At 65.5% G+C, this 14,619-nt stretch carries 3 protein-coding genes and 1 pseudogene; all 4 read right to left on the bottom strand.

Annotated features, from left to right (window positions below; all coding sequences use genetic code 11):
- Window positions 1-13 precede the first annotated feature (13 nt).
- Window positions 14-6,823 (bottom strand): annotated as a pseudogene (locus tag KI237_RS30540) (amino acid adenylation domain-containing protein); the annotation flags it as partial.
- 127 nt (window positions 6,824-6,950) lie between these two features.
- Window positions 6,951-10,013 carry a non-ribosomal peptide synthetase gene (locus tag KI237_RS17195; RefSeq protein WP_212796282.1) on the bottom strand — a complete coding sequence of 1,021 codons (3,063 nt, stop codon included), beginning with the start codon at window positions 10,011-10,013 and terminating at the stop codon, window positions 6,951-6,953.
- 111 nt (window positions 10,014-10,124) lie between these two features.
- On the bottom strand, window positions 10,125-11,171 hold the full coding sequence (locus KI237_RS17190; RefSeq protein ID WP_212796281.1) for a TauD/TfdA family dioxygenase: 1,047 nt from the start codon (window positions 11,169-11,171) through the stop codon (window positions 10,125-10,127).
- A gap of 17 nt (window positions 11,172-11,188) precedes the next feature.
- Window positions 11,189-14,617: a condensation domain-containing protein gene (locus KI237_RS17185; protein WP_212796280.1), complete on the bottom strand. Its 3,429-nt coding sequence runs from the start codon at window positions 14,615-14,617 to the stop codon at window positions 11,189-11,191.
- Window positions 14,618-14,619 lie beyond the last annotated feature (2 nt).

Here is a 14,619-nt window from a genome sequence, read left to right as displayed (position 1 = left end):
GCCGCAGTTCATCCAGCAGGTTCTGGCTGGAGGCGTCATCGGTGGCGCAGTGGTGCACGTTGAGCAACAGCAGCGACTGGACGCCGTCGCGGCGTTGCAACAGCGTGGCACGGACGGGCACTTGCGCAGCGAGGTCGAAACGGCGTCCGGTCTCCGCGTGGATCGCTGTGTCGGCCAGTTGCTGCCACTGTTCGTCGCTGCTCGCCTCCAACACGGTCACTTGCAGGGTGAGATCGACCTGCGGTTCGACCACCAATCGCAACTCGCCGTCGGTATCGCGCACGATACGACTGCGCAGGATTTCGTGGCGTTGGACCACGCTATTGAGGGCCGCTTGCAGGGCCTGGACATCGAGTTCACCGTCCAGTTGCACGGCGCTGACCACGTTGTACTCGCCACCGCCGGTGCTCAATTGTTCAAGGAACCACAAGCGTTGCTGTTCGAACGACAGCGGCAGGCTCGCCGGACGCGCCGCCGGGACAAAGGTCGCCATCGGGGCTTGCAGGGGATCGCCCAGCAGCGCGGCCAAGGCGTCGAGGGTCGGGTGCTCGAACACCGCCCGCAACGGCGGCACGCTGGCGAACTGTTGGCGCAGGCGGGCAAACAGCGTTGCCGCTAGCAGCGAGTGGCCGCCGAGGTAGAAGAAATGGCTGTCGCGGTCGATCTGCGCCGACGGCAGGTTCAGCAATTCGGCCCACAGGGCGGCCAGTTGCTGTTCGGCGGCGCTGCGGGGCGGGTCCAGGGCATCTGGCGCGGCTTGGATGTCCGGGGCCGGCAGGGCCTTGCGGTTGAGTTTGCCGTTGTCGGTCAACGGCAGCTCATCGAGCAGCACGAACGCCGAGGGCACCATGTAGTCGGGCAGGGCGGCCCCAATAGCTTTGCGCCAGGCATGGATGTCGGCCTGCTGGTCGCACGTCACGTAGGCGACCAGGCGCTTGTCGCCGGGCACGTCTTCACGGGCCAGTACCACGGCCTGGCGCACGCCCGGTTGGGCGCCGATCAAGGTTTCTATTTCCCCCAGCTCGACGCGGAAACCACGGATCTTCACTTGATGATCCATGCGCCCCAGGTATTCGAGTTGGCCGTCGGGCAGCCAGCGCACCAGGTCGCCGGACTTGTACATCCGTGCCCCGGCCACGGTGGAGAACGGGTCGTCGATGAACACCTTCGCGGTCTGTTCGGCACGGTTGAGGTAGCCCAGGGTCACGCCGGCACCGCCAATGTGCAGTTCCCCCGGGACGCCCACCGGCATCGGGTTGAGGAAGGCATCGAGCACGTAGGTGCGCACGTTGGCGATGGGCCGGCCGATGATCGGCCGCAGCGGGAAGTCATCCACCGCACAACCGGTGGCATCCACGGTGCATTCGGTCGGGCCGTAGGTGTTGAAGAAGCGGCTGCCGGTAATCGACGGCAGGCGTTGCCACAGTTGCGCGTCCACCGCATCGCCACCGAACAGCACAAAGCGCGGCAGGTATACCTCGCCACGCCGAACGCCGTCGCTTTCGAGCAGGGCCTTGAGCTGTGCCGGGGTGCACTCGAAGGCGTCCAGGCGGGTGTCGCGGAAGAATCCAGCCAGGGCCTCGGGGTCGTAGCGCACGTCTTCCGGGGTCAGGTACAGGCTGTGGCCGTCGAGCAACAGGATCAGCTCGGCCACCGAACTGTCGAAGGCGAACGAGTAGTTGAAGCTGGTGCGCATCGGCTGGTCGGTGTAGCGGCGATACAAGCCATGGATACGCGCCCAGGCCAGATTGACCACCGAACCGTTGGTCACCAGGGTGCCCTTGGGCTTACCGGTCGAACCGGAGGTGTACATGATGTAGGCCAGGTCTTGCGGCCCGGCGAGCGGCGTTGGGTTGCTGTCCGGTTGGTGGGCGAACAGGCCTGCGTCGCTGTCCAGGCGCAAGCGCGGCAGTCCGGTGCCCAGTTGTTCCAACAGGCCCTGCTGGCCGAGCAACAGCACCGGTTGCGCGTCTTCGAGCATGTACGCCAGGCGATCCACCGGGTACGTCGGGTCCAGCGGCACATAGGCGCCCCCGGACTTGAGAATGCCCAGCAGGCCGACCAGCAGTTCCAGCGAACGCTCGATACACAGCGCCACCGGACGGTTGGCACCGACGCCACGGCTGCGCAGGTCATGCGCCACTTGGTTGGCGCGCCGGTTCAGTTCGCCGTAGCTCAGGCTGCGGCCTTCGAAACACAGGGCGTCACGTTCCGGGGTGCGTTCGGCCTGTTGTTCGAACAGTTGGACGAAAGTCAGGTGCGTCGGCACCTCCATCTCGGTACGGTTCCACTCGACCACGGTGCGTTGCCACTCCGCGTCCATCAGCAGCGGCAAGGCGGCGACCGGGCGCTGGGGCTCGGCGAGCATTTGTTCGAGCAGGTGTTCCAGGCGCGCCAGGGTCTGGCGGGCGCTGTCGACGACGAACAGGTCGAGGGCGAACATCAGCTCCAGCTGGATCGGCGCATTGGCCGGACACAGCACGTGCAGGTCCAGGTCGCATTCGGAGTGCCGCAGCGGCGTATCCAGCGCCTCGAAGTCCAGCCCGGGGAAGCGCAACCGCGACTCCATGGCCAGTTGCTGGGCGACCATCACCTGGTACAGCGGCGCATGGCTGAGGCTGCGTGGCAGTTGCAGGCTGTCCACCAATTGTTCGAACGGCAGGTCCTGGTGCAGCAGGCCACTGCGCAGACGCTCGGCCACTTGTTTGACCAGGGCGGTGAAGTCGGCTTGGGGCTCGAAGTCCGCGCGGATCGCCAGGTTGTTCAACAGAATGCCCAGCAGGCCTTCGGTGCCCGGCTGTTCACGGTGGGTGACCGGCGTGCCGACCAGCACCGTGGCATCGCCGCTCAAGCGGTGCATCAGCACGGCAAAACCGGCGAACAGGACGGTGAACGGCGTGGTGCCGAGGCGACTGGCAAAGGCCTGTACCCGGGCGCTGAGGTCGGCGCTGAGTTCACGCTGCACGATCCCGGCGCGGTAGCTTTGCACCGACGGCCGTGGATGATCAGTGGGCAAGGCCAGCAGCGGGCTGGCGTCGCTGTCGCGGCGATCCAGGGTGCTGGTCCAGTAGTCGAGTTGGCGCTTGAGTTCGGCGCCTTGCAGGTGTTCGCGCTGCCAGAGGGCGAAGTCGGCGTATTGCAGCGCCAGGGCCGGCAGCTCGGCGGCGGTGCCGTTGCAACGGGCTTCATAACCCAGGGCCAGTTCGCGCAGGGCGATGGTGGCCGACCAGGCGTCCGAGACCAGGTGATGCAGGGCGATGCCGAGCACGTGCTCGCCCGGCTCCAGACGCAGCAAACGCGCACGCAGCAGCGGTGGGCAGGTCAGGTCGAAGGGCTGCTCGAAGGTGTCTTGCAGGGCATTGAACTGTGCGCCGGCGCGAGCGGTGGCGGTCAGCCCCGACAAGTCTTCGAAGGGCAGCGCGATGTCCAGCAATGGGCTGATGCGCTGGCACGGCACGCCGTCGGTGCTGTGGATGCCGGTGCGCAGGATTTCGTGGCGCACCAGCAGGTCGTTCAGGCTGGCGTGCAGCGCCTCGACGTTGAGTTCACCCTTGAGGTGCAAGGCGAACGGGATGTTGAACAGGGTCGTGCCCGGTGTCAGTTGCTCGATGAACCACAGGCGCTGTTGCGAGAACGACAGCGGCAGCAGTGGCGGGCGTGGCTGGGCCTTGGGCACGCTGATCGTGCTGGCTTGCGGTGCGGCGGCATCGGCCTGGCGGGCGGCGATGGCCACGGCCAGCAAGGCCACGGTTGGCTGTTCGAACAGCACCCGCAACGGCAGGTCAAGCTTGAACTGGGTGCGCAGGCGGGCAACGATCTGGGTCGCCAGCAGCGAGTGTCCGCCGAGGGTGAAAAAGTTGTCTTCCACGCCCACGGTGTCGCGCCCCAGGACCTCGGCCCAGATCGACGCCACGCTGGTTTCCAGCGCGTTGCGCGGGGCGATGCTTTGCTGGGTGTCGGCCTGCCAGTCCAGCTCCCGGGCGGCCAGGGCCTTGCGATCGACCTTGCCGTTATTGTTCAGGGGCAGTTTGTCCAGGCAGACGAAGGCCGCCGGCACCATGTACGGCGGCAGTTGCGTGCGCAGGTGTTCGCTCAGGCCGTCGCTGCCCAGGGTTTCGTCATAGGCTGACCAGTACGCCACCAGCCAGGCTTCGCCGACGGTGTTTTCCCGCAGCAGGACGGCGGATTCGCGGACGTTCGGGTGCTGGGCGAGACGGTGTTCGATTTCCGTCAGTTCGATCCGGTGCCCGCGCAGTTTTACCTGCTGGTCGCGACGGCCGAGGTATTCGATCACCCCGTCTGCACGCCAGCGTCCCAGGTCACCGGTGCGGTAGAGGCGGCCTTCAAATTGAGGGTGGTCGATAAACGCGTCTGCGGTGCGCTGCGGGTCGTGCAGGTAACCGCGGCCAACGCCGACGCCACCGACACAGATTTCCCCGGCCACGCCCACCGGCACCGGGCGCAGGGATTCGTCCAGCACATACAGGCGGTTGTTGGCGGTCGGTTGGCCGATGGGCATGTGGCTGACCTCGGCCCCCGGTGCTGCGAAGATCGGCTGGAAGGCCACGTCGTCGGCGCATTCGGCCGGCCCATAGGCGTTCATCAAGGCGATGTCGGGGAACCGGGCGAACCAGTCCCTGGCCACGGTCGGCGGCAGGGCTTCACCGGTAGGCAGGACCCAGCGCAGGTCCGGCAGTTGCAAGTCGCACGGGCACAGCGCGAGCAAGGTGCGCATCAGGCTCGGGACGATTTCCAGTACATTCAGGCGTTCGCTGGCGAGCACCTGCAGCAGGCGTTGCGGGTCGTGGGCGACGTCATCCGCAAGAATGTGCACGGTGGCGCCGAGCACCGGCGCGGCGAGGAACTGCCACACCGAAATGTCGAACGCCACCGAGGCGGTCTGGGGAATCCGGTCGGTGGCGTTGAGCCCCAGGGCCGGTACTTTGCCGAAGATGTTGTTGAGCATGCCGCGCTGTTCGATCATCACGCCCTTGGGCGTGCCCGTCGAACCCGAGGTGAACAGCACGTAGGCCAGGCTGTCGGGGTTTGCGAGCACTGGCAGTGGCGCGTCGTAGCCGGACGTCCAGCAGGTTTCGGCGAACAGCGCCTCGGGGGCCTGGTCGAGGCCGCTGAGCAGTTGATCGAGCAAGCCGCTGCAGGCTTCGCTGGCGACCAGCAGCGGGGCGCCGGACAGCCCGAGGATTTCCCGCAGGCGCTCGGGCGGGTGATTGACTTCAAGGGGCAGCATCGCCGCGCCAGCCTTGAACACGGCCAGCATCATGGTCAACAGCGCCAGGCCACGGGGGGCTACCAGGGCGACCAGTTGGTCTTCAGCGGCGCCGGCCTCGCGCAGGGCGTGGGCCAGGCGCGTGGAGCGCAGGTCCAGCTCGGCGTAGGTCAACGATTCACCGGCGCAGATCGCGGCGACCTGATCACCGCGCTGGGCGACCTGGGCGGCAAACAGCTCGGCGTAGCTTTGATCCAGCGGAAAATCGTGGGGGTTGAGTGCCCACTCGCCCAGCAACTGTTGGCGTTCCTCGGCGGCCAGCAGTTCGAAGCTGGCCAACGGCGCATCAGGGGCACCGAGCATGCTGCGCACCAGGCTGGCGATATGGCCCAGCAGGCGTTGCACGGTGGCGGCCTCGAAACGTTCGCGGTCATAGGACACGCGGATGCCCAGCTGTTCGCCTGGCAGGATCACCACGGTCAAGCCGTAGTGGGTGTGCACGCTGTGGTCCATGCCTTCGAGGCTGAACTGGAAGCCGCCTTCAAGGATCTGTTCGTCAATGGGCGCGTTTTCGAACACCAGGATGCTGTCGAACAGGGTCTCGCCCCGCGGGAAATCGCTCCAGCCCTGGATGTCGGTCAAGGGCGTGTGCTCGAAGTCGCGCATGTCGACGTTGAGCTTTTGCAGGTCGCCCAGCCAGTTGCCGAGCGAGGCGTTCGGGTCCACCGAAACCCGCAGCGGCAAGGTGTTGATGAACAGGCCGATCATCTCCGTGACGCCGCTCAGGTCGGCCGGACGCCCGGCCACGGTGACGCCGAAGACCACCTCCTGTTGCCCGCTGTAGCGCGACAGCAGCAACGACCAGACGCCCTGGAAAAACGTGTTCGGGGTGATCCGGTGACGGCGGCAGAATGCCGCCAGCGCCTGGGTTTCCTGCTCGTCGAGGTGAATCAGTTGGTCGTCCACCAGCACCGCATCGGTGTAGCGGTCGCGGGCCACGCCGTTGTCCACGGTCAGTGGCGTGGGGGCGTTGAGGCCTTGCAGCTGGCCGCGCCAGAATTGCTCGGCCTTGCCCGCATCCTGGCGTTGCAGCCACTGGATGTAATCGCGAAACGGCCGAGGGCTTTTCAGTTCCGGCGTACGGTCGTTGCACAGCGCTTCGTAGACTTTGAGGAAGTCCACGGTTACCAGGGAAATGCACCAGGCGTCCATGAGGATGTGGTGGAAGCTGCGAATGAACTCGTAGGACTCATCGCCCAGGCGCACCAACCGGAAGCGAATCAGCGGTGGTTTGGACAGGTTGAAGCCGACTTTCTGCTCGTCTTCCAGCAGCGTGCGGATCCGCGCTTCCTGCTCATGGGGGGCGAGCCCGCGCAGGTCGAGGGTGTCCAGCGGTACCTTGACCTGGCGATGGATCACCTGCACCGGTTGCTTCTGGCTTTTCCACTGGAAACTGGCGCGCAGGGAAGGGTGCAGCGCCACCACCTGGCGCCACGATTCAAGGAACGCCCCTTCATCGATGGCCCCGCCGATGCGGTAGCGATCCTGCATCAGGTACACACCGGAGTCTTCGTGCAGCAAGGAGTGGAACAGCATCCCTTGTTGCAGTGGCGACAGCGGGTAAATGTCTTCGATCGGGTTGCCGGTGGTTTTTTCGGTGGTCATTGAAAGCGTCCTGCGTAAAAAGGGGCAACGGTGATGGCGGGGCGACGGGAGGAGCCTTTCACTGGTCGGCCTCGTCCAGTTCGGCCATCAGCGCTTGCATTTCGTCATCGGACAGGCCCGAGGCGCTGAACTCGGTGCTGTCGGCCTGCGGCTCGGCGGCGCTCGGCGCCAGCGGTTGCGCGACCTCGGCCATCGCCGCGATGGTCTGGCGTTCGAAGACTTGCTTGGCCGAGAGCGCGATGCCTTGCTCATGGGCCTGGGCCACCACTTGCAGGCTCAGGATCGAGTCGCCGCCGATGGCGAAAAAGTTGTCGGTGACGCTCACTGTCGAGAGCTTCAAGACCTTGGCGACGATGGCTTGCAGAGCGGTTTCCATGGCGTTGCGCGGCGCCACGTGGGCGCTTTCGTCGAACGAGTCGGGGTCGGGCAATTGACGGGTGTCGAGCTTGCCGTTGGGCGTGCGCGGAAAGCTCGCCAGGGTCAGCACCAGGGCCGGCACCATGTACGACGGCAGGCGTTCGCCGAGGAAGCGCTTGATCGCTTCCGAGTCCGGTGCGTAGCCGTGGGCGGCCAGGATGTAGGCGAGCAGGCGCTTGCCGGCGGCGTGTTCCTGGACGATCACCGCGGCTTCGCGCACGTCGCTGTGGCTGCACAGCTGGCGTTCGATTTCCCCCAGCTCGATGCGGTAGCCGCGAACCTTGACCTGATGGTCTTTGCGCCCGAGGAACGCCAGGCGCCCGTCGGCCAGCCAGCACGCCAGGTCGCCGGTGCGGTAGGCACGGGTGCCGTCGGCCAGGGTGACGAAGGCCTTGGTGGTTTCTTCGGGCTTGTGGCGGTAGCCGCGAGCCAGGGTTGGGCCGGCGAGGACGATTTCCCCCGGCTCACCGATGCCACAGGCGGTGTCGAATTCGTTCAGCAGGCGCAGGTCCATGCCGGCGATCGGACGACCGATGCTGACGTTCCGGCTGGGCTCCAGCACCTCATAGGTGGCCCAGACGGTGGCTTCCGTGGGACCGTATTCATTCACCAGCCGGGCGTGGGGCAGGGTCTTGCTATGTTGCGCGATCAGTGACGGCGGGCAGGCTTCACCGGCGACGATCCAGCAGGCGAGGCTGTCGGTGCCTGCGCTGCGTTGCAGTTGATCGAGCAGGGCCTGGTACAGCGACGGCAGCGACAGGCCGTGGCTGACCTGATGCTGGGCAATCAGTTGCGCCAGGCGGGACATTTCCAGCTCTTCCCCTGGGGCGGGCAAGACCAGGCGTCCGCCTTGGGCCAGGGTCCAGAAAATCCCGGCGACCGAGCTGTCGAAGGCGAACGACGACAGCAGCAAGTAGGCGCGCACTGGGGTGTCATAGGTGGTCATGCGCACCTGGGTCGAGAAGCTCAGTGCGCCATGGCTGATTTCCACGGCTTTCGGCGCACCGGTAGAGCCCGAGGTGTAGATCAAGTAGGCGAGGTCGTTCGCGTCCGGCAACGGCAGCGCCGGCACATCGCCGAGGTCCTGGGTTGTCAGCTCATTCAGCACGAAGCGTTGCAGATTGGCCGGTACACTGTCGGCCAGTTCGGCGCTGACCACGATGTGGGCAATGGCGCTGTCGGCGAGCATGTAGGCGCGACGATCGGCCGGGTAGGTCGGGTCGATTGGCACGTAGGCGCCACCGGCTTTCAAGACGGCGAGCATGGCGACAATGGCCGCGTTGCTGCGGGCGAACAGGATGCCGACGGGCACTCCTGCACCGATGCCGGCGGCGACCAGTCGATGGGCCAGTTGCGTGGCGCAGGCGTCGAGGCGGCTGTAGCTCAGGTCGCCGTCCTGGTCGCTGAGGGCGATGGCGTTCGGCTGCTGGCGAACCTGACGGGCAATCAATTCCACCAGCGTTACCGGTTCGATGGACGGCATACTCGCGTCGCGGCCGATCAACTGTGTTTGCAGCACTCCACCCAGGGGCAGTTGGGCCCAGGCCCGTTGCGGTTCAGCCAGGGCGCCTTGCAGCAGTTGCCGCCATTGCTCGGCGAGGCAGCCCGCGGCGTCGGCGCTGAGGGCATGGCGGTCGTAGACCAGCTGTGCGTGCAGGCTGTCGGGCAACTGGCGTACGTTCAGGCAAGCCTTCAGCGGGTTCATCACCGCGCTGGCATGGCGCTCTTGGGCGTCGCCCGTGCGCCAGGCAAAGGCATAGCCGGCGTTGAGGTGGCCGGTGTAATAGTCCTGCCAGCCGACGGCCCGTTCCAGGGTGGCGGCCACTTGTGTGCATTGCTCCAGGAGGGTCGCCTGGGCATCCAGTTCGATGCTCACGGGCAGGCACTGCTCGAACAGGCCCAGGGTGTTCTCCAGTTCCGCGCCGCGACTTTCATGGATCAGGGTGAGCGGCACCTGTTGCTGGCCGGCCAATCGTCCCAGCACCACTGTCCATGCCGCCAGCAACAGGTCCGGGGTCAGGGCCGGATGACGAGCGAGGTCGGCCGGCAACGCCAGGTCCAATCGGGTCGGCGCAAATCCGCCCTCGAGGGCCACTTCGAGCGGCAGCTGCAAAGTGGCCTGTTCGGTTTCGCCCGAGGGTTTCCAGAAGCTCACGCCCGGATGGTCCGGTGCCTCTTCAACCAGGCTCCAGCGCCATTCGGCGTAATCGGCGTACTGCAGGGTGTCGGACAGGTCCGTGGGGGTGTCGTGCAGCATTGCGCCGGCCAGCCATTTCAGGCTGGCGAGGTCGAAGTGGCTGCTGGCCGCCGCCAGGTCCAGGACCGCTTGGTCATCGGACAGGCGCAGCAGGGTCACGTGCAGTGGAGTTGTCCAGTCACGGGGTTGATCGGCGAGCCGAGTCAGCGCGGCGTCCTGGTCGGCGCGGTTGTGCTGGCGCAGGTCCTGGACGTTCACCGCCAGTGCACCGGCTTCATCAATCACCTGCACCGGGTCGCGCAGGCCGAGCACGGGCATCAGCCGCGTGCGCAGGATCTCACTGCCGGCCACCAGGGCTTGCAAGCGGTTGTTCAAGGCCGCGATGTCTAGCGGTTGCGACAGCGACCATTGCAAATGACAGCTGAACGGGTGCTGTGCCGCACCGTTGATGTGGGGGTAAACCGATGCCTGTTGCGGCGAAATACGAAAACCTTGAAGTCCGCTCATGTTCATCTCGACTGGAAAAGGGCTTGGGCCTGGATCACCGCACAGACGCCGGGGCTTGCTGGACACCTGTCGGGCAAGCCTCCTGCGAACGGCGGGTGGCCCCGTTGAATGTCAGACGGCAACGTCGCTCGACAGCAGGGCTTCAGCCATGCCGGTCATGATGGCGCGCTTGCCGGTAAAGGGTTCGCGACCGTGCACGGCGAGCATGTTGTCAATGAACAACACGTCCCCCTGCTGCCAACTGAACCGCACCAGGGAATCGAGGTAGGCCGCACGCAGCGATTGCAATACGTGCGGCTCGATCGGTTCGCCATCGCCATAAAAGGTGTTGGTGGGCAAGTCGAGGTCGTTGAAGTTGCTTTGCAGCGAATCGCGGATTCGCTCAGGCAGGGTGCTGATGTGGAAGAAGGTGGCGTGGTTGAACCAGACCTCTTCGCCAGTGCGCGGGTGGCGCACCACGGCTGGCCCGCGTTGGCGGGTGCGCAGGCGATTGTTGTCTTTCCATTCCACTTCGATGCCGACGCTGGCGCAGTAGGCCTCCACTTCGCCGCGGTCTTCGGACTGGAATACGGTTTGCCACGGCAGGCCGAAACCGTCGCCGTAGTTGCGAACGTACAGCACGCCTTTTTCCCGGAAACGCGCTTCGATCTGCGCGCTGATCCCGGCCTTCACGGCGCGGGTCGAGCCAATCGGTGTTTCACCACCGGTCTCGGACGGCAGTTGGCAGTAGAAGAACAGCCGCAGCGGGAAGCGTGGTGAATAGGAGTGTTCGTTGTGGGGGAAAATCATCTGGTCGGCCGGGTAGTCGGTCGAGGTGTAGATGTTGCCGCCGACCCGTGTCCGGGGCGAGGCGCGGAACATGTATTCCAGTGCGCCGGGGGAGAGCGCGGCGATCACCTGGTCGAACTGCTCGACGGAGGCGACGTTGAAGCCGCGAAACAGCAGGGCGCCGTACTGCAGCAGTTTCTTTTCCAGCGACTCGCGTTCCCGGGCGGCCCAGGCGACGAGATCGACACCACTGACCGCCGGCTCGATCACCAGCGGCAGGGCGTGGTCCGGGCTGAGCAGGCGCTCGGTGACCAATTGTTGTTCCGAGACGTTCATGGCTTTGCGACGCACGGCGCCGAGGGCGCGTGGCGATGGGGGCACGATAGACATAACGGCATCCGACTCGGTTAAAGGGACAAGGAGCGACGTTTGGCTTGCATCATCTGGCTGCGACCGGCCTGCGCCTGTGACTGTTGTCGCTCACGGGCAAAGGCCTGGTCCCAGTTGTCGATGCGCTCGGCCAATGCCGGCAGCGGCTCGTCCAACAGGGTGTGTAGTTGTTCCAGCAGGCCCGTCCACAGGTGTTGCAGGCGCAAGGCACGGTCCTGGTCGAAGTATTCGCCGCGATACTTGAGGGTTGCGGCGAGGCCTTCGTTGTCGTGCACCAGGTCGAGTACCAAGTGGAAATCCCCCGGTGCCTGTGCCACCTCCAGCGCAGACAAGTGCGCGCCGGCAATGGCGGTCGGAGTCACCCGTGAGGGTTGATAGTTGAGCTTGACCTGGAACAGCGGCGAGTGACCGGAGCGGCGTTGCGGCGCGAGCGCCGAGACCACCAGATCGAAAGGCAAGCCTTGATGGGCATAAGCCAGGCGCGCCTCATCACGAACCCGTTTGAGGAAACCGGCCAGGGTCGGTTCGCCAAGCAAGTCGCAGCGCAGGGTCAACTGGTTGACGAAGAAACCGATGACGTCGTTGTGCTCGGCCAGTGGCCGGCCGCTGACGTCGGTGCCCAGCAAAAACTGCTGCTGGCCGCCCAGTTGCTTGAGCACCAGTTGGTAGCTGGCCAGCAACAGCATGAACAAGGTCATGCCTTGCTCGCGGGCCAGTGTCGCCAGCCGTTCGCAGCTGGCCTGGGGCACGCTGAAGTCCAGGTGGTGCTGGCCTTGGGCTTTGCCGCGGTCACCCAGGTCCAGCGACTGCGGTATGCCGGCCAGGTGTTCGCGCCAGAAGTCCTGCTCGGTGGCGACCCTTTGTTCGCTCCAGTGTCGGGCTTCCCATTGGGCGAAGTCGAGGTACTGCACCGGCGACGAGGCGTCTGCCGAGCCGGCCAGCTCCGCCAGCAGCACTTGCGCCGAGCGCCCATCGAAAGCGATGTGGTGCAGGGTCAACAGCAGGTCATGTCGCTGTTCATCGTGGCTGAGCAATTGCGCCCGCAGCACGGGGCCGGTGTCCAGGTCCAGCGGTGTGGCGTGTTCGTTGGCCAGGTGGTCGCGCAGTGCCTGCTGTTGCTGCGCCTCACTCTGATCACGCAAGTCGTGATGCGCCAGCGGAACCGCCGAAGCCGGCAGCACCCGTTGTTGTGGGCCTGCGACTCCGTCGTGGTAGACGGTGCGCAAGACACCGTGGCGCTCGACCAGCGTGTTCAGGCGCAGTGCCAGCGCCTCGACGTCCAATGACCCTTGCAGATGCAGGTGCAGCACCAGGTTGTGCTGGGTGTCGTCCGGGTTCAACTGACGCAGGAACCACAGGCGACTCTGGGCGAATGACTGACGACCCTGGTGGGTGTCGAGGCGCTCGATCGAGGTCTTGGCGGTTGGCGGCGCTTGCTCCAGGAAGCCTTGCAAGGCCAGCGCCCATTGCCCAAGGGTTTGTTCGCCGAACAGCGCTTGGGTGTCGAGGTTCCAGCCCAGGTCGCGGTGCAAGCGAGCGGCGAAGTCGGCCAGGCCGATGGAGTCCAGGCCCTGGGCCACGAGGCTGAGGTCGAACTGGGCGCAAAAGTACGGGTTGACCGCGTGCAGCGTTTGTTCCAGCCATCGGCGGCAGGCGGCTTGGGCCTGTTGCGGCGTTTCGGTCGCCAGGTGCTTGAGTTGAGCAAGGTCAAGCACCTCGTCGTTCGAGGCTAGCGTGCCACCGCTCTGGGCGATGATGCTCAACGTGCCCGCGGCCAGTTGTTTGCGCGCACCTTGTCGGGCGATCTTGCCGCTGGTGGTCATCGGGATGGTGCCGGCTTGCACCAGCACAATCTGATCGATGCCACAATCGGCGGCTTCGCGCACGGCGTTTTGCATCGACGCGAACAGCGCCGGGTGATGTGCCGGGTCGACGAACTTGCGCTGTGGCTCGGCGACGATCACCAGTTTCTCGCGGCCCAGGGCCGGGTCCATTTCCGAGAATGCGGCGATGCGCCCGGTGCGGATGCCCGGCTCGGCATCGGTGATGGCGAATTCGATGTCGTGGGGGTAGAGGTTGCGCCCATTGAGAATCAACAGGTCCTTGAGCCGCCCACAGATAACCACCTGGCCTTCGTGCATGAAGCCCAGGTCGCCGGAGCGCAGGTAATGCTCCGATGAACCGACAATCCGTGCCTCAAAGGCTTCGCGAGTGGCAGCGGGGTTCTTCCAATAGGATTCGGCGTTGCTCGGGCCCTTGAGCCAGACTTCGCCAATGCGATCGTCAGCACAGCGCTCAAAGGTCTGCGGGTCGACGATGGCGATGCTGTGCAAGGCTTGCGGGTACCCACAGGCGACGAATTCCACGGCGGCGGCATCGGCCGCCGCCAGGGCTACGCGGCCGGTTTCCAGCACGGCCTTGTCCAGGCGCAGCACCACGGGCAGGGCGTCGGCCGGCGTGGCGCTGACGCACAGGGTCGCTTCGGCCTGGCCGTAACCGGGGCTGATGGCCAACGGTTTCAGGCCGCACGCGGCAAAGCGCTGGGCGAAGACCTCCAGGGTGCCAGGGTGGATCGGTTCGGCGCCGTTGATGGCGTGTTTCCAGGCGCTCAGGTCGAGCTGCGCGATCAGGTTATCGCTGACCACGCGGTTGCACAGGGCATAGGCGAAGTTGGGGGCGAAACTGACGGTGGCGCGGTAGCGACTCAACGCCTGCAACCAGGTCGATGGCGCGTTGACGAAGGTCTGGGAGGCCATCAGGTAGCACGGCATGCCGCTGTAGAGCGGGGCCAGCAGGCCGCCGATCAAGCCCATGTCGTGATACAGCGGCAACCAGTTGACCATGGCGCCGTGCTCGTTGAAATCGTACGCCTGGCGCATCAGCTCGACGTTGGCGATCAGGTTGCGTTGACGCACCTCGACGCCTTTGGGCGAACCGGTAGAGCCCGAGGTGTATTGCAGGAAGGCCACGGTCGAACCATCGATGGCCGGGCGTTGCCACTGGCTGGCCGGTGGCGTGCCCAGGTCCTGGACGGTCAGCACCTCGACGCGACCCTCCACCAGCTCCAACAAGCCTTCGCAATAGTCCGCCGGGGCGAGAATCAGCGAAGGCTCGGCATCCACCACCACGTTGCGGACGCGGTCCAGGTGTCGCGGTTTGCGCGACGGTGGTGGAAACAATGGCACGGCAATCAGGCCCGCATACAGGCAGGCACAGAAGGCGCGGGCGTAGTCGAGGCTGCTGGGCAGCATCAGCAACACCCGATCACCCGGCGCATAACGCGCTTGCAGCGCGGCCGCCAGGGAGCGGGATTGCTCGTGCAGTTGGGCAAAGGTCAGGGTTTCGCCGATCTCTACGCCGTCCGGCAGAAAATGCAGGGCGGCACGCTGAGGGAAGTGCTGGGCGTTGGCTTGCAGCACGTCGATCCAGTGTTCAAATGAAAACATGT

It is taken from the genome of Pseudomonas sp. St316, from assembly GCF_018325905.1.
Taxonomy (GTDB): Bacteria; Pseudomonadota; Gammaproteobacteria; order Pseudomonadales; family Pseudomonadaceae; genus Aquipseudomonas.
Note: the sequence above shows the minus strand (reverse complement) of the source record. Positions and strands in the feature narration are given on the sequence as shown.